The 17,084-nt window shown below is 41.3% G+C and carries 15 protein-coding genes; 11 read left to right on the top strand and 4 right to left on the bottom strand.

Going from position 1 to position 17,084, the window contains the following annotated elements; translation table 11 throughout:
• Entirely contained in the window at positions 1-636 is a 636-nt protein-coding gene (locus KI210_RS03470; RefSeq protein ID WP_212780506.1) for an NAD(P)H-binding protein, read from the bottom strand.
• A 319-nt stretch (positions 637-955) separates the two neighbouring features.
• Here KI210_RS03470 and KI210_RS03465 point away from each other — a divergent pair, with 319 nt between their 5' ends.
• From KI210_RS03465 to KI210_RS03455, 3 genes are all read left to right on the top strand, one after another.
• Positions 956-1,657 (top strand): ABC transporter ATP-binding protein, encoded by a 702-nt coding sequence (locus tag KI210_RS03465; RefSeq protein WP_212780505.1) that lies wholly within the window; start codon positions 956-958, stop codon positions 1,655-1,657.
• A gap of 9 nt (positions 1,658-1,666) precedes the next feature.
• Positions 1,667-4,219: an FtsX-like permease family protein gene (locus KI210_RS03460; protein WP_212780504.1), complete on the top strand. Its 2,553-nt coding sequence runs from the start codon at positions 1,667-1,669 to the stop codon at positions 4,217-4,219.
• A 633-nt stretch (positions 4,220-4,852) separates the two neighbouring features.
• Positions 4,853-5,617, top strand: coding sequence for an IclR family transcriptional regulator (locus KI210_RS03455; RefSeq protein WP_212780503.1), 765 nt, complete (start codon positions 4,853-4,855; stop codon positions 5,615-5,617).
• 47 nt (positions 5,618-5,664) lie between these two features.
• Here the strand turns inward: KI210_RS03455 and KI210_RS03450 are convergent, their stop codons facing one another.
• Entirely contained in the window at positions 5,665-7,332 is a 1,668-nt protein-coding gene (locus KI210_RS03450; protein ID WP_212780502.1) for a multicopper oxidase family protein, read from the bottom strand.
• 345 nt (positions 7,333-7,677) lie between these two features.
• On the opposite strand from KI210_RS03450, the gene KI210_RS03445 reads away from it, so the two are divergent.
• The 3 genes from KI210_RS03445 (at position 7,678) to celB (ending at position 10,466) form a co-directional block, all read left to right on the top strand.
• Positions 7,678-8,241, top strand: a complete 564-nt coding sequence (locus KI210_RS03445; RefSeq protein ID WP_212780501.1) for a hypothetical protein — start codon at positions 7,678-7,680, stop codon at positions 8,239-8,241.
• Positions 8,242-8,254: 13 nt separating this feature from the next.
• Positions 8,255-8,887, top strand: coding sequence for an LVIS_2131 family protein (locus tag KI210_RS03440; RefSeq protein WP_212780500.1), 633 nt, complete (start codon positions 8,255-8,257; stop codon positions 8,885-8,887).
• A 232-nt stretch (positions 8,888-9,119) separates the two neighbouring features.
• A complete protein-coding gene (gene celB, locus KI210_RS03435) occupies positions 9,120-10,466 on the top strand; it encodes a PTS cellobiose transporter subunit IIC (RefSeq protein ID WP_212780499.1) in 1,347 nt (448 codons plus the stop codon).
• A 42-nt stretch (positions 10,467-10,508) separates the two neighbouring features.
• On the opposite strand, the gene KI210_RS03430 is transcribed toward celB, so the two are convergent.
• Positions 10,509-12,041: an O-antigen ligase family protein gene (locus tag KI210_RS03430; protein WP_212780498.1), complete on the bottom strand. Its 1,533-nt coding sequence runs from the start codon at positions 12,039-12,041 to the stop codon at positions 10,509-10,511.
• Between the two features lie 44 nt (positions 12,042-12,085).
• Positions 12,086-12,421, bottom strand: coding sequence for a DUF2187 family protein (locus KI210_RS03425; protein WP_212780497.1), 336 nt, complete (start codon positions 12,419-12,421; stop codon positions 12,086-12,088).
• Between the two features lie 173 nt (positions 12,422-12,594).
• On the opposite strand from KI210_RS03425, the gene KI210_RS03420 reads away from it, so the two are divergent.
• The 5 genes from KI210_RS03420 to KI210_RS03400 all read left to right on the top strand — a co-directional run bounded on the left by KI210_RS03420 (position 12,595) and on the right by KI210_RS03400 (position 16,948).
• Positions 12,595-13,155 (top strand): guanylate kinase, encoded by a 561-nt coding sequence (locus KI210_RS03420; RefSeq protein WP_212780496.1) that lies wholly within the window; start codon positions 12,595-12,597, stop codon positions 13,153-13,155.
• 157 nt (positions 13,156-13,312) lie between these two features.
• On the top strand, positions 13,313-14,281 hold the full coding sequence (locus KI210_RS03415) for a C40 family peptidase (RefSeq protein ID WP_246487314.1): 969 nt from the start codon (positions 13,313-13,315) through the stop codon (positions 14,279-14,281).
• 220 nt (positions 14,282-14,501) lie between these two features.
• Positions 14,502-15,236 (top strand): C40 family peptidase, encoded by a 735-nt coding sequence (locus KI210_RS03410; RefSeq protein ID WP_246487313.1) that lies wholly within the window; start codon positions 14,502-14,504, stop codon positions 15,234-15,236.
• Between the two features lie 266 nt (positions 15,237-15,502).
• Entirely contained in the window at positions 15,503-15,976 is a 474-nt protein-coding gene (locus tag KI210_RS03405) for a C40 family peptidase (protein WP_212780495.1), read from the top strand.
• A 249-nt stretch (positions 15,977-16,225) separates the two neighbouring features.
• Positions 16,226-16,948 carry a C40 family peptidase gene (locus tag KI210_RS03400; protein ID WP_371870179.1) on the top strand — a complete coding sequence of 241 codons (723 nt, stop codon included), beginning with the start codon at positions 16,226-16,228 and terminating at the stop codon, positions 16,946-16,948.
• Positions 16,949-17,084 lie beyond the last annotated feature (136 nt).

The raw sequence follows: 17,084 nt of genomic DNA, 5'->3' as shown, positions 1-17,084 counted from the left end.
TTAATACCAGCTAGGCTTATCACCGGCAGTACCGGGTTTTCCTAAGCCGATGGATTGAAATTTATCTTCTTGCGGATTGCGAATTATGTGGAAGATATAGGCTGCGACGGATTTGCGCGAGACCTCGGTATCGGTAAATTCTTGCCCCTTGGCAAATTTCTCATAATCAACTTCGTTTTTATCGGTCATCCAGCTTGGGCGCACAATTGTGTATTCCAAATCGCTATTTTCAATGATGTCACTGGCTTCATGGTAGAGTGGCAGATAATCGTTCAGCATGCGATTATTCCATTCACCAAATTTTCCAGGAACCTCATTATAAATTCCAATCGTCGAAACCCAGATGAGCCGCTTGACGCCGGCCGCGTGCATGGCATCGACTAAAGCTTTGGCAGCCACGCCTGATTGGCCACTGCCGTTTAGGTTAGCATAAACCAGCTCGCAGCCCTTGATTGCCTCTGTAAGTTCTTTCACGTTACGGGCATCGCCTTCGATAATTTGTGCGTCGTTTTGTAAATCAGTCAGTCGATCACTCTTGCGTAAGAAAAGGACTGGATCGATATCTTTGTCTGCAATTAAGAATCTTTCAACAATCCGGGCTACTTGGCCGTTTGCTCCAATTACCGCAACTTTCATTGGAAAGCCTCCTTTTATTTTTCAAAGTCACTATACACGATGGTAAAAATAAATTCAATTGTTATCTTATGCTGATTTATTGATAAGTTGATAGATTGTTAACGCCTCTTCAATTAATAGGTGTATAATTTAAGTGTGGTCGAGCTAGAGAGCGCTTTCTCTAACTTAAACCTATGTGTAAAAATGTGTGGAAAAGGTAGTATTCGTTTGAATGCTGCCTTTTTGTCTTAATTCAACACATTGTCCAATTGTGTTCATTGGATTTGCTCGTTATGATGATAGACTAGCCCCATTAAAGCATTAGAAGAGAGGAATAGCCATGGCTTTTATTGAATTAAAGAATGCCACGAAGGTTTACCATTCAGGTGGTGGCGATATTTATGCGAACAAGGACATTTCCTTAAAAATTGCGCAAGGCGAATTGATTATTCTGCTGGGGGAATCAGGAGCAGGAAAATCAACCTTGCTGAATATTTTAGGGGGAATGGATTCAGTTACCAGTGGGGATGTCCTAATTGATGGACAAAATTTAGCAGGAGCTAGTCGGAGGGAATTGACGGCCTATCGCCGCGAAAACGTTGGCTTTGTCTTTCAGTTTTATAATCTAATTCCTAATTTAACTGCCAAAGAAAATGTGGAGTTGGCTTCCCAAATTGTGCGCGATGCGATGCCAGCAGAGGAAGCGTTAAAAATTGTCGGCTTGGAAAAACGAATGAATAATTTTCCAGCCCAGCTTTCCGGCGGACAACAGCAGCGGGTGGCAATCTCTCGAGCAATCGCCAAGAACCCCAAACTACTCTTATGCGATGAACCGACGGGAGCACTGGATTTTGAAACGGGAAAAAAGGTTTTAAAAGTTCTCCAAGACATGAGTCGCCGATATAATTCAACGACCATTATCGTTACTCATAATGCAGCCCTTGCTCCCATTGGCGATAAGGTTTTCCACATTCACGACGGTCAGGTTGCCAAGGTCGAAGTCCATGATCATCCACAGGATATTAGCCAAATTAGCTGGTAGGAGGATTTCATGCAAAAAAAGATTTTGATCAAGGATGCTTTGCAAGCAATCCAACACTCATTGGGTCGGTATTTTGCGATCATGCTGCTAATGATGGTCGGGGCGTTTGCCTATACGGGATTGAAAATTACAGGTCCTGATATGCGCCTCACGGGGGCTAATTTTTTTAACCAAGAAAAATTAGCTGATCTGACAGTTAGCTCAACTTGGGGACTCGACCAGCGCGATCAAAAAACCATCCGCCAGCAGAGCCATGTCAAAACAGTTGAATTTGGCTATTATCAAGATGCCGAGATTAAATCTAGCAAGCAGGTTTTACGAATTTTTTCGAAGACTGCTAAATTGTCGAAGTACCAACTAGTCAAGGGGCGCATGCCGACCAAAAGCAATGAGCTGGCAGTCAGCTCACTATTGGCAGATAAATATAAGTTGGGCAGCACCATTAGCGTCAAGCAGCACGGAAAATTGCGGAAGAAGACTTTTCGGGTGGTTGGTTATGTTAACTCAAGTGAATATCTTGATAAAAATGACTTCGGCAATACTAACTTGGGCAATGGTCAATTGGCCGGGTATGCAGTAGCCACCAAGTCAGCCTTTGCTAGTTCAACTTACCAAATAGCCCGAATTGCTTACCAAAAAACGGCGCACATGTCGCCTTACAGTGATAAATACACTAACTATGTGGCTACCAAGCAGAAACAGCTGCGCCGGCAGCTAAAGCAAAATCGGCGGCATAAATATCAGACAGCTAAGAATCAGCTTACCCGATCAGCAGCTAAGCTTGCCAAGGCCAAACAGCAGCTCAGCCAAGCTAAAGCTTTAGGGTTAGATAATCAGCAAGCTGCCAAAAAATTAGCTCAAAACGAGCGAAAACTTGCTGCTAAGCGGGCTGCTTTAAAAGCCGCTGGTTATCCTAGCTATACGGTTAGTGATCGAACGGAAAATCCCGGCTATGAGATCTATCGCTCAAACTCCGAGCGCGTTGACGTTTTAGCAAATGTTTTCCCGGTCTTCTTGTTTGCGATTGCTTTGCTAGTAGCTTTAACGACGATGACGCGGTTTGTGGAAGAAGAACGAATTAACATTGGTACTTTACGAGCTTTGGGCTACTCAAAGCTGGATATTACTTTTAAGTTCCTGTTATATTCGCTTTCTTCATCAATTATCGGCGTTTTGATTGGCTCAGCTGCTGGTTTTACCTTTTTACCTCGACAAATTTTTGAGGCCTATACGACTAATACTCAGATGCCTAATTTTGTCACTGCCTTTTCTTGGCCAATTTTTCTGACGGTGCTCTTGTTGGCGATCTTGGCAACCACAGGCGCTTCATTAATTGCTTTGCGCCAAACCTTGCAGGAACGACCGGCCCAGTTATTATTGCCAAAAAGTCCTAAGGCAGGGAGTCGAATTTTGTTGGAACGGATTACTCCGCTTTGGCAGCATCTTAGTTTTAACGCTAAGGTAACGGCGCGCAATTTATTTAGGTACAAGACACGGATGCTTATGACGATTTTTGGTGTTGCGGGATGCACCGGCTTACTAGTGATGGGCTTTGGTATTCGCGATTCAATCAGCGGGATCGCTAAAGCCCAGTATGGCCAATACCTCAAGTATGATGTAATAAATATCCAAAAAACGAGTGGCAAGCATGCTAAGCTGCAAAAAGTGTTAAATTCAAAGCAAACCCAAAACTACCAAAATATCAACTACACGACGATGTCCAAGCGTTTGGGCGAGGATAATTCCGTACAAACGATTCAAGTTTTGACCACAAACAAAAATAAGTTTGACATGCTGCAGCTTGAATATCAGGGGAGCAAGGTCAAATTGTCAGCTTCCGGGGTTATTCTAAGCCAAAAATTAGCCCAGCTCTTAGGGGCTAAAGTCGGCAGTACCGTTAAATTGCTTGATGCCAACCAGCATGTGCGTAAATTAAAAGTTGCAGGCATTACCACCATGTACATGGGGCATTACGTCTTCATGAACAGCAAAGTCTACCGCAAAGTTTTTGGCAAAGCTTACAAGCCAAATGCGCAAATTATCAAAATAAAGGGCACTAGCGTTAACAATTATTCCAGAAGGTTGATCAAGACTGGGGCAAGTCAAACGGTAATTCAAAATACTAGCAACGAACGGACGATAAACAGCTTTATGAGTTCGCTTAATAGCGTCATTTGGATTTTGATTGTGCTGGCAGTCATTTTAGCGGTAATTGTGATTTACAATCTTACGAATATTAATGTTGCTGAACGTTTGCGCGAATTATCAACTATTAAAGTCCTGGGCTTCTTTGATAATGAGGTTACGCTGTACATATATCGTGAAACCATTATCTTATCGCTATTAGGAATCATTGTCGGATTTTTCTTTGGCAATTGGCTGCATACCTTTATTATTGTTAGTCTGCCGCCTGCCAATGCGATGTTTAATCCGGTAATCAGCATTTGGACCTATGTCATTTCAGGCCTAATACCAGGAGTAATCACCGCTTTGTTGGCCTTGGTGGTGCACCGCACTATTCGCCAAGTTGATATGTTGAGTGCGTTAGCTTCTATCGACTAAAAAATCTCAAAAAAATTTGTGAAATTTTTACTTTGAAAGCAAAAATAACAAAAAAACTGTTATTTACAAATCTCGATTTAGTATATACGTCAAATTTATTCTGTCATTAACTGAAATGATAATTGGTCTAGTGTGAACTTGTGAGCATGCAACCCTATTAGTGACAAGGATAAAAAGGATTTTTAACAAATAAAAAAGTGGAACGGCGTTCCAAAAATAAATAAAAATAATTTGGAAATCAAAATAACTAAACGAGTAAAAAATAGTCCGTCGAAGATTTAAGTAATTTAATTCTTTATCCAATCTTTAGATTAACTTTGTGAAGTACCGTTTTAATAGGGTTTTTGCTACAAAAAAACTTGTCATCTACGAAAAGTTTCTGTTATAATACTATTGAAACGAAAACAAAACACTTCCTGAGGCAACTAGCTTTCTTTTATTATTCTCACACACAACCGCCGAAGGAAATGCTTTGGAGATGATACGGGAATTGCACTAGGGTAGGGGTATCCTAGTGTATTTCTTTTTTAATACTGAAAGTGGTTTACTTACTTTTAGTACTATAAATAGCGACTGGTATTTTTACCAGCCGCTTTTTTGACGAAATTTGTGATGTGGAGATTAGCAAAAGAGATGACAGAGGAGATCAAACTAAATAAGACCATCGTTAATACTTTTAAAGTGCTCGACGTTCTAGCGAAAGCTGACCAAGAATATCTTTCCCTAAGTGAATTGGTAAACGTGACCAAATTGCCTAAAACGACGGTTCATCGCATTTTACAGACTCTAGAAGCAATTGATGGGATCAGTAAAAATAGCTATGACAGCTATCGGTTAGGGATTAAATTTTACCGTTATGCCGGAGCCGCTAAGTTGGGGGATCCGACTATCCAGTTAGCTAAACCTTATATTGAGGCCTTAGCTAAAGAGGTACAGGAAACGATTAACCTCGGGATTTGGTTTGAAGGTCAAGTCCTTTATGTGAGCGAGGTTAAGGGAGAAAATTTCCACTTGCAGGCCGAATTGCCACCGGTTGCACCGTTATACTGCAGTGCCATGGGAAAGATCTTCTTAGCCAACCTGACCGTAGAAGAACGTAAAAAATATTATTTGCAGCATGATTTAGTTGCACGAACAATTAAAACAATTACCGAACCCCAAGATTTGGAGCAGGAAGTGGAGACAATTGCCCGAGAACATCTGGCTTTTGATAATGAGGAATATGAATATGGCTTGTCTTGTATGTCAGTACCGATTTATCGCCAGGGTAAGCTGGTAGCTGGCTTAAGCCTTTCTGGTCCTAGTACGCGAATTAGGGTTAAGGGCGAAGCAGCAATGATTCATAAACTGCAGCAGACCGCCAGTGCAATTGAAAAATCATACCAGCGAATTGATTAACGACAAAAAAAGACCGTCATGCGACGGTCTTTTCTGCTATTTAGCTTTTAACGGTGACTTGCACCAGTTGAAGTATCTTCATGCTCCATACTCATATGTTCCATATGATGCATTGAGTGGCCAGCATGGGCACTTGCGCCAGTACTTGCATGGGTTGAAGCTCCAGTATCAGCTTCAGGACCATATCCTTCAGTACACATCCCTGGCATCCAAACTTCGCTTTCTTTAATGCCACGTTCTTCGGCAAAGGCCTTAGTCAAAGTTGCCATATCCATTAATGGGTATTTCTTGTCTGGGTCCTTTGGATCGTAAATTTGAATTTGGGCCATCATTCCGGCATCTTCGTGCTCAATGATGTGGCAGTGATACATGAAGACCCCGGTCATTGGGAAGATAACCTTTAAACGAACAGTTTCTTGTGGGGCAACTTCAATCGTGTCCTTGTAGACGCCAATTTCGTTTGGGTTAGGTTCATGACCATTACGTGATACTACTAAGAAGTGAGCACCGTGAATATGGAATGGGTGCAGCATTCCGTGGTCTTTGGAGTTAGTGTTCTTAACGTCCCAGTATTCGGCCTTGCCAACTTCAGCCTTCATGTCGATCCGTTGCATTGAGAACTCTTTACCGTTCATCTTGTTGTGGTCGTCCATGGTTACATAACGAACTTGACGGTTCGGGTCAACTTCAGGATCTTCAGGTGTGAATAAAGTTTCTGGCAATACTGAATCATCCTTTTCAAACTTGTGAATTCTAAATTCAACCAGCTTGAAGTCATCAGTGTAGAGGTCAACTACATCGCCTTCTTTGTAGTCCTTGAAGTCAACGATGACTTGCAATCTCTCACCAGGACCGACTAACAGCTTGGTCATCTTAACTGGGTGTTGCAAGAATGAATCGTCACCAGCAATTTGGGTCATTACCAAATCGTCATCAAAGTGCAAACGCCATTCACGCCGGTTTGAACCGCCTAAGAAGAGCAAGCGCACCTTTTGGGTAGTAACATCTACGTATGGACGAACAACCCCGTTAATCATTGGAGTTTCGCCATATACGCCCATTGGATCGTAATCAGCACTGTAATCCAATTGGTTATCTTCGTGGAAAGTCCGGTCTTGCAAAATGATTGGGAATTCGTCAACGCCGTAGCTCTTTGGAATTGGCAATTTAGCTTCGTTATCATCAGTAACAACTACGCCCATTGCCAAACCCAACCAGACTTGCGCAGCTGTACTTGGACATGGGTGAGCGTGCAGCCAAGTTAAAGCAGCTGGTTGGTTAACCGTAAATTCAATCTGCTTTTCTTCGCCTGGGTAAACCGGCGCGTGGCAAGCACCATCGGTAATTGGTCCAGGAACTTCCATTCCGTGCCAGTGGTAAGTAGTTAATTCTGGCAAACTGTTCTTCAAGGTAACATGAACCCGCATGCCTCGCTTAACTACCGTCGTCTTGCCTAATAAGCCAGCGTTGTAGCCCCAAGTGTGGGTCTTAGAACCTGGCAAAATTTGACTTTCGCCTTCCTTTGATTCAATTGTGAACCAAATGTCGGTATCGGTTTGCTTGTCTGGTTCCAATACTGGTGGTACGGCCAACGGTTGACGCTTAATGCCGTCTGGAATGTGCAAGTACTTGTAACGGAAGTGGTTCTTGTCAAAATCTGCTTCATCGTAGAAGTAGTCAGTGTATACTTTGTCTTTGCTTTCGATCGTTTCCATAAATTTCGCCTTCTATTATGAACAAGTTATCATTTAACAAACGTTTACAGCCCTAAACTTACACCTTTGTTGCGACTTTGTAAAGGCTTACAGACTGGGCAGAAATGGCTTCTGGCAGGGATGGACGAGGGAACGCCCGAAATTTTATTACAAGAGTTATTTAAAAACTGCGACTGTTAGTGAATCTTTATAGTTGCCTAGACCAACTAACATGAAAAAACTGGTCAGGCAAAAAAACTTTGTTACATTTTATTTTTTACGGTAAAACAAGAAATAAATTGTTTTTATTGGCGTTTTTGAGTACAGTAATACTTGAACGAACTCAAGGAATAGGAAACGATACGATTGAAAATAGATTTAAAAACTTTAACCGAAAAAATTGAACAAACTGATTACTTGCAAGACATGGAAACCGTCAAGTACGCCGATGTTAGCCATAAAAAGGCTAAACTTAAGGAACTTAGCGAAAAAATGGTCAAAGAGGCAGCCACGGCTTTAAACCACAATTCTTTGCTGCAGACCCAGTTGGTTGTTGAGGGGATGCGGCCGGTTACTTTTAGCTTGGAATTAAATATTATCAATTTGCCTTATGCTAACTACAAGAAAATCAGCAATTTTGTAGAGGAAGATCAGGAATACGATCTTAACCTATATTTTGAGACCAGCTCGGAATATGTGAATGCTTCTCATTTTCGCATCGACCAGTTAGCAACCGGTGAAGAAGTGCTGGCTGATCCTGCGCAGGTGAGTGCAAAGCTAGCTGACAGCATGGCAGAAAAATTCACTGAAATTTTTGATAATGCCAAGGCTGCTAAAGAAGCTGAAAAGGCTAAAAAGGCCGCAAAGAAGACCAAGAGTACGGCCAAAAAGACGACTAAAAAAACGACCAAAAGAGCTAGTAAGAAGTAGATAGGAAAAAGAAATGTTTACTTGGAATTTGCTGGGAATCCTGCTATGGGTTGCCGTGATTATGTATTTGGTGTTTATCATTCAGCATATTCGCCATATGCGGATTAAAATGATTGTCCAAAAACATAAGCGCTTTGATTTGCAGACCTTTTTAATTAGCCTGATCGAAGTTGCTGTGTTTGTGGTGGGCTTTGGCTATATGTTTAATGTGACGATTTTAGATAATCCGGATTTGGAAGATACCAGCCGGATTAGTTCACATGTTGTTTATAAGCAATTAATCCCTGAAACTTCCACTTCTGGGAAGTCTACTTATGTCAAAATTAATTCTTCTAAACGGCGAATTGGCTCACAAACTTATACCGTCTTGGTAAATGGACACAAGATTACGGTTGCGAGCTCCAGTGCCGCCATTGTCTACGGATCCAATCCAATTGGGGTTGATGCCGAAAGAATTCCTTATAATGAAAAACAGCTGCGCAAGCAAGATAAGAAATATCAAAAAGCTTATGTAGCTATTTATACGGCGCGCTATAAGGCAAATTGGCAAAACGGGATCGGAATGCATGCAGGGCGTTTGGCCACGACTTATTACTTAATCAGAGTCCCAGACAGCAGTTTTGTGCGTGCAGCTAAGGATAAATAGTATATATTAGAAGTATTTTTTAGACAGCGCGAGCTGTCTTTTTTTTAATGTCCAAAAAGCCCGATTTGATGGTATTTATCAGGTTAAAAGTAAACATTCAGGCATACTTACAAGCCGTAAGTAAAGAAAAAATGTTACAAAAAGCGTTTACATGCAAATGTAAGCGTTTTATAATACATATGTAGTTTGGATTTGGCCTGCTGAGGGGCAGGCTTTAGAAGAGGAGTACATCATGGCAGAAAATAAGGCATCATTTAAGGATACTTTTGCTGCTAAAGTTGGGAAGTTTGCAAGTTCCCGGTTCGTGCGTGCGATCATGGATGCGGGTTATAGCGTAATTGCCTTCTCAATTGTTGGGGCATTTTTCCTTATTTTGACAGTTTTACCACAAGTTTTTACCTTCCCAGGTTTTAAGGAATTTTATGCTGAAACACTGGGCCGGTTTGTCAACCTTTTCCAAGTAGTTTACAACTCTACGATGGGAATTTTGGCACTGGTTTTCTCCGGAACTTTTGCCTACAGCTATACTAAGATCTACCAACAGGAAGAAAAATTGGACTTATCACCAGTAAATGGTTTGATGATGTTCATGATGGGCATGTTTATCACTGTTCCGCAATTGGTTTGGAAGAGCGGCAGCGTTCAATTTGTCCAAAGCCTGAAGGCCGACAGCATTATTGGTGGCGGCTACGCCGTTTCAGCTAGCGGGATTTCGCGTTTAGGCGCTGTTGGGATCTTTACCGGTTTGGTAGTTGCGTGGATTACGGTTCAAATTTATCGTTACACGATTAAGCACAACTGGCGGATTAAGATGCCAGCAAGCGTACCAGCAGGGGTTTCAAACTCATTTAGTTCATTGATTCCTGCATTTATGGTAGCGATTGTAATCGCATTGTTGAACCTAATCATGGTCATGTTTGGGACCGACTTGTTCAACGTCCTATACATCCCATTCTCCTTCATCAACAACATTGCTGATAGTTGGTGGGGCTTCTTGATCATCATCTTCTTGATCCACTTCTTATGGTGGTTCGGGATCCATGGTGCAACCATCATGTCCAGTTTCTACACTCCAATTGTTTTAGCTAACATGGCTGATAACGTTAAGGGTGCAAGTCACTTCTTTGCTGGTGACCCAATGAACGCCTTTGTTATTATTGGTGGTTCTGGTGCTACCTTGGGCGTAGCTATCTGGATTGCTACTAGAGCTAAGAGTGCTCAATTGAAGGAATTGGGTAAGGTGGAAATTGTGCCTGCCTTCTTCAACATTAACGAACCGCTCCTATTCGGTTTGCCAATTGTTTATAACATTAACTTGCTTGTGCCATTTATTTGTGCACCGCTGGCTAGTGGTATTGTAGGCTACATTGCCGTATCAACGAAGCTGGTTCACAAGATTATTATTCAACAACCTTGGCCAACTCCTGTAGGTATTAGTGGTTATATCGCTACTACTTCATGGACTGGTGCAGTCTTGTCAATTGTTTGTGCGATCGTTGCCTTTGTTGTTTGGTACCCATTTATCAAGCACTACGACAACACGCTTTACAAGAAGGAACAAGCTGGTGCTGCTGAATAAAAGCAACATAAAAAATACTCCATCGAATGATGGAGTATTTTTTTATGCTGTTATGCGGTCGTCAGGCACCGATGCAGCATCATGAGCTAATTTAACCATGATGCCATTGATCGTAGCTAGGATGAAGCTAGCAGTCAAGAAATCCATTACATTGCCCGAATAGAAGGCTGCCATGACCATAAAGCCACTGGCTAGGATTAGTGAGCTTAGTAAATAACTCTTTCGTTTAAACCACTTGAAAATGGCGTATAAGAGCAAAATCACGCTAGGTCCAACGAATAAGAGCATGCCGATAATTCCTAAGGAATATACTTGGGAAAGATAATCGCGCTCAAGATTGAAAATATTCGTTTCCCGCATGTAAGAGATTCCTAGTAGGTAGTCGAGCCGATTATCGTTGTAGGATCTAGCTTGATTCAGCATCTGCTTTTCCACGTAACGATTTTGCATGCGCTGCGTGCCTGGTTCTTTCATGATCCTGACCCAAAAGGCTGGATCATATTGATAGGGATAAGACTTAAAGACAAACTTTTTATTCAAAGCGTAGCGTTTATAATATTTTTTTACAAAATCAGCTTGGAACGCCTTTAGCTTTTCAGGCTGATTTTGGTATTTCTGATTGCCCTGGGCTAATTTTTGATTCAACTGGGTTAAACTAGCATCAGATTGGTTAGCCAGCAGTTTTTCGTAATTGTAGCGCTGCACCACGGGTCCAAAGGGGATGATTGCTACGGCAACAATTTCGATAATTAGTGCCGTCAGGAGGGCCTTGCCGGATTTTTGCAGTTTTTGATCCTTAACTAAATATTTGTGGAACAGGAATACTAAAACCGCAACCAGCAATCCGCCAATAAGTCCAATCAAGGCCACTTTGGTCCCAATTTCGATCATGGCCAGCGCTTGAATTGAACTTGCCATGATGGTTTTCCAGCTAAAATCGCTGAAAAGGTAGTACAAAACCAAGGGCAGGAGCATAAATAAAACAGCGGAAACCATGTTGGCGAAATTGAAGAAGCCTTTGGAAGCCATGTGGGAATATCCAATATTGGGATCGACAAACCACTGAAAAATATTGGCAGAAATCCGCCCCGTTTCATAACTGCGCAGGGAAATAACAAATAAATTTGAAATAACGATAGTATATGAAAACAGGCCGCTTAGTCCCAGAACCAGGTGTTTGAGCTGGGTGCGGGTAAAATTGAGCTGGGTCGTAAAATAAATGACCATTAAGGGCAGGGCCATGCGCACTAAATAAAAGATTTCGCCACTAACTGAGTAGCCATAACTGGTTGGGTTAAGACTCTTAAAGGATCGAACATAGAGCAAGTGGATGATGGAATAAATCAGCAAAAGGGCAATATAGGCTAAGAGCCACTTGTTTTGTCCTAGTTTTTGCCAATTCTGCTTTTGACTGAAAAACATGCCCAAGATTACTAAGACTGCCAAAATACGGATGATTGTCGGCAAGGTAAATGGCAGGGCGTTAGCTAGTTTGCCATGGTAAAACCAATATAGGTCCAGAAATGGCTGCAGCATGATAAACCAGTAGAGCCATGTTTGAGTTTTTTGCTTCATTAGATAATCACTTTTCTTTTTTACATCAAAAAAAGCAGTAAGGCCTACTTACTGCTCTTTTTTTGATCTTTTTTGGCAGATTTTTCTGCTTCAGCTTTTGCCTTAGCTTCATCCTGCTTGATCTTTTCAACTTTGATTTCGTTTAATTCAGCAGCTTTAGCACCCTTGTTGGCTCTTGCCTTGTGTAAGTTCTTGAAGTTAACCACAATCTTGTTGTTCAAGTCGCTGATGGCCGTTTCATCAACTGGATCATATGAGGTAATGGCCAGTAGAGCTGAATTTTCATAGATCTTTTCGACTTTACCCTGGAAGGGTTCCTTCAGTTCTTCTTCAGACTTGGCTCCAACAATTGCGCCGACTTTTACGTCTGATTTTTTCATGCGAAAATTCCTTCCTTCTCAGAATCAGTTGCAATGTTGAAATAGTAATATATTGTAGGAAATTTTTCAAGCTATCAGGCGGCTTTTTTCAGAAAAAATTCTAAACAAAATCGGCTCATTATTAAGGCTATTTAAGGTAAGATAGTTATAAACTGACTTTGGAAGAGGATAGTATGCATAAATTGATTTTAATTGCCGGCCCTAGTGGTGCCGGAAAGACGACGATTAGCGACTACTTGGCTAATCAATACGGCATTCCGCGAGTCGTTACTCATACCACGCGGCCGATTCGCAAGGGTGAAGTACCCAACAAGAGTTATTATTTTGAAACTGAGGAGACTTTTCAAAAGCTGCACTTTTTTGAACATGTTCATTATGGTTCCTACCAGTATGGGTCAAGCCGCGAAGCCCTTAATCGGGCCTGGGAGAAAAATGACTTGGCCTCGTTAATTGTCAATATTGATGGAGTGCGGTCGTATATTGATCAATTGGGCGACCAATGCTGCTTTTTATATGTGACCACTTCCTCCAAGAAAACCTTGATTCAGCGCCTGGTTGAACGCGGGGATGATCCGGCTAAAATTAAAGAACGGCTAAGCGGTGCAGAGCTGAATGAATTGCCAGCTGATCTGCGACCAATTGCTCAGATTTTAATTAATGATGATCTTAACAAAACTAAACAGGCAATTGATGCTTTAGTGGCAGGCTTAAAGGCTAATGAAAAGTTTGCTTAACTGCGAACGTGAAACATTACTTAATTAGATAGTATTTTTTTTGAAAAATCTTCGTAACATTTCCAAGCTACAATAGGAATCGTTGACTGGTACTGACCATGCCAGCGTTATTTTAGAAGAAACATCTTATTAATCAATAGGAGAAAAGGGAGAAATCATGAGAAAAGTTACGAAAGTATTAGCTAAAGTTTCGGCAGCAGCAGCCATCACGGCTTCAGGAGTTGCGATTACCAGCACTGCAAAGAATGTTTTGAACTTAACTAGTACGGTTCACGCTATGTCAGAATACACTGGCAATATTCAAAAGAGTACTACTAAGAGTTCAACTCCAAAATCTTACCAAGCAACTACTTCTGCTAAGAGCAGCGTCTTTAAGGTGAAGATTAACTATGTTCCTGGCTACGGCATTAACATTTGGAACAGTTACACTCACCCACACTGGACTGGTGTTCGGGCACAACACGGTACGACTTGGACTGTTTACCAAACTGCTTATGATCAAAGAGGTCGCAAGTGGTACGAAGTTGGCACCAACCAATGGATTTTAGCTAAGTACACGGTTAGCGCAAGCAGCAAGGTTGCAAGTGCTTCAACTGCTTCAACTGCTAGTGCAAGCAGCAACAGCTCAGCTAATTCAGCTAGTTCAGCAAATTCATCAGCAAATGCTTCATCATCAACTAGCTCAACTAGTTCAACTAGTTCAACGACGACTACCACTACCACTACTACTTCAACTGTAAGTACTTCATCAAGTACGCAAGCTTCATCAAAGGCAGCTGCAGTAGTTGCTTTGGCTAAGGCACAAGTTGGTAAGAGCTATGTCTGGGGTGCAACTGGTCCTAACAGTTTTGACTGCTCTGGCTTAACCCAATACGTTTACAAGCAAGCAGCTGGAATTGATATTACGCGGACTACTTACACTCAAGTAAACCAAGGCAGAACTGTTTCATTGAACAGCCTGCAACCTGGTGACTTATTGTTCTGGGGTTCTACCTCAGCTCCATACCACGTAGCTATTTATGTTGGTAACAACCAATACGTAAACGCCGCTACTCCTGATACTGGTGTAGTATTGCAAACTATCAGCACTTACTACTACCCATCAATTGCTAAGCGGATTCTGTAATCTTAGATTGATTTTTGACTATGACAATACACTTCAAGCCTTAGGCTGAAGTGTATTTTTTATTATTTTTTTATCAAGAGTTCTTTAAATAACTTAACCACTTGGTTAACTTGCTGCAACAGTTCTGTAACAGCACCTTTGTATGATAGAGCTAACAAGTTGAGGAAAAGAAATAACTCATGCATTTTACACACAGATTAATGATAGGGAGAGACCACATTTGAAAAAGATTAATAAAGTTTTTGCACAAGTTTCAATTGCTGCTGCCTTAACTGCATCTGGCGTGGCATTAACTAATACCGTTAAGCCTGAATTAAGTTTAACCAGTTCAGTTGCGGCAGCTACCTTTAAGGTGAAAATTAATTACGTTGCTGGTTACGGCATCAATATTTGGAATAGTTATACTCACCCGCATTGGACCGGGAAGCGGGCACAACATGGTACTAAGTGGACGGTTTACCAAACTGCTTATGACAAAAAAGGCCGCAAGTGGTACCGGATCGGCAGCAAGAAGTGGATTTTAGCTAAATACACCAAGAAGGTTTCGACCAGCACGAAAACGTCGACCACTTCAACCAGCAGCCAAGCTTCTTCCAAGTTGTCAGCCGTAGTTACCTTGGCTAAAGCCCAAATCGGTAAAAAATACGTCTGGGGTGCTACTGGTCCCAACAGTTTTGACTGCTCTGGCTTAACCCAGTACGTTTACCAAAAAGCTGCCGGCATCAATATTACCCGTACTACTTATACGCAAGTCAACCAAGGTAAAACTGTTTCGTTAAAGAGTCTGCAGCCGGGAGATTTGCTCTTCTGGGGTTCTAAGACTGCTCCTTACCACGTAGCTATTTACATTGGCAACAATCAGTACGTAAATGCTGCAACTCCTTCACAAGGCGTGGTTAAGCAAACTATTAGTACTTACTACTACCCATCGATTGCAAAACGCATCATTTACTAAAAATAACTAAGCAACTTATTTTGCAGGATAGAAATAAATAAGATCCGCTTTGATTAAGTTCAAAGCGGATTTTTATTGCTTTTTACACCTATAAGATAAATAACCTATTGTTACAAAATATGATTAAGAGCTTTAACTTGTTAGTTATGACTTTGCAACAGTCTTGTAACAGAGATCTAGTACTATAAAAAACGTGAAGTTGAGAAGAAAAGCAATAACTCAAAAAACACACAGACCACATATTTTGTATTAGGAGAGAATAAAAAGTGAAGTCGAAAAAATTCTTAGTTAAAGTTTTAGCATTCTTATTCTTGTTTACTGTTGGCTCAATTGCCATTAGCGAAAGTTCAAGCCATGAAGTTCAAGCTGCTTCAATCACTACTAAGCGGAACCGGATCGTTAAATGGGCTAATAAGCAAGTTGGCAAACGTTACGTCTGGGGTGCCACTGGTCCTTTCAGTTTTGACTGCTCAGGTTTGACCCAATACGTTTATAAGAAAGCTGTTCATAAGAATATTACACGGACCACTTATTCTCAAGTCTACCGGGGCAGAACTGTTTCAAGAAAGCACTTAAAGAAGGGCGACTTGCTCTTCTGGGGTTCTAAATATGCTCCATACCACGTTGGCATTTACGTTGGTGGGGGCAAATATGTTCACGCTGCTACCCCTTCACAAGGTGTGGTAAAGCAACGCTTGAGCAGATACTTCTACCCTTCATTAGCTAAGCGAGTTTTATAAGATATAAGCAAAAGCTTTTGAAAGAACTAAATCCGACTTTTAATCTAATCTAACAATAACTATGAAAAAAGCTTCTAAATGGTGTCGTAAAAGACAAATTTAGAAGTTTTTTTATTTTTGCTTTTAATTTATTTAAGGTGTATCGGAAATGTAACACTAATGTAACATAAAGAAACTATTATTAACGGTGTTAGAGAAGAAAACATAGTTATTAAAATAAGATCGCTACTTAAAAGGGAGAATTTGGTTTTGAAGTTTAAACGTAATTTAGCTAAAGCTACTGCGGTAGCTGCATTATCTTTTGCCGGTATGGCTGCTGTTAATACTGTTAAACCTGAACTTCATCCACAAGTTCAAGCTGCAGTTAAGAAAGTAAAGATTCATTACGTACCTGGTTACGGCATTAACATCTGGACTAACTACGAACACAAGAAGTTTACTGGTGTTCGGGCTGCTCACGGTGCAACTTATGCTGTTTGGGCAACTGCCTACGACAAGAAGGGTCGCAAGTGGTACCAAATTGGCACTAACCAATGGATCATGGCCAAATATACTAGAAAAGTAACCAAGAAGAAGAAGGCTAAGCGGACTACCACTGCACAAGCTACTTCAAAGGCTGCAGCAGTTGTATCTTTGGCTAAGGCCCAATTAGGCAAGCGCTACGTTTGGGGCGCAACTGGTCCAAACAGTTTTGACTGCTCAGGCTTGACCCAATACGTTTACAGCCACGCTGCTGGGATTAACATTACGCGGACTACTTACACTCAAGTAAACCAAGGTCGGACAGTTTCAATGAACAGTTTGAAGCCTGGCGACTTACTCTTCTGGGGTTCTGCTTCAGCTCCATACCACGTAGGTATTTATGTTGGTAATGGCAAGTATGTTCATGCTGCAACTCCTTCACAAGGTGTCATTGAACAAACTTTAAGCGTCTACTTCTACCCATCCGTTGCTAAGCGGATCTTAAACTAAAAGAAAATAAAAGAAAACGGCAGATTGTTTTGATCTGTCGTTTTTTATTTTTGACCGAATAATTTGTTTGATGCATTTAATAAACGTGCTGACCATGATAAACTAAAAATATTCAACTTTGACAGCTTTACATGGG

This window comes from Lactobacillus corticis, assembly GCF_018327645.1.
Taxonomy (GTDB): Bacteria; Bacillota; Bacilli; order Lactobacillales; family Lactobacillaceae; genus Lactobacillus; species Lactobacillus corticis.
The sequence above is the reverse complement of the archived record's forward strand: the minus strand, read 5'-3'. Positions and strand labels throughout refer to the sequence as shown.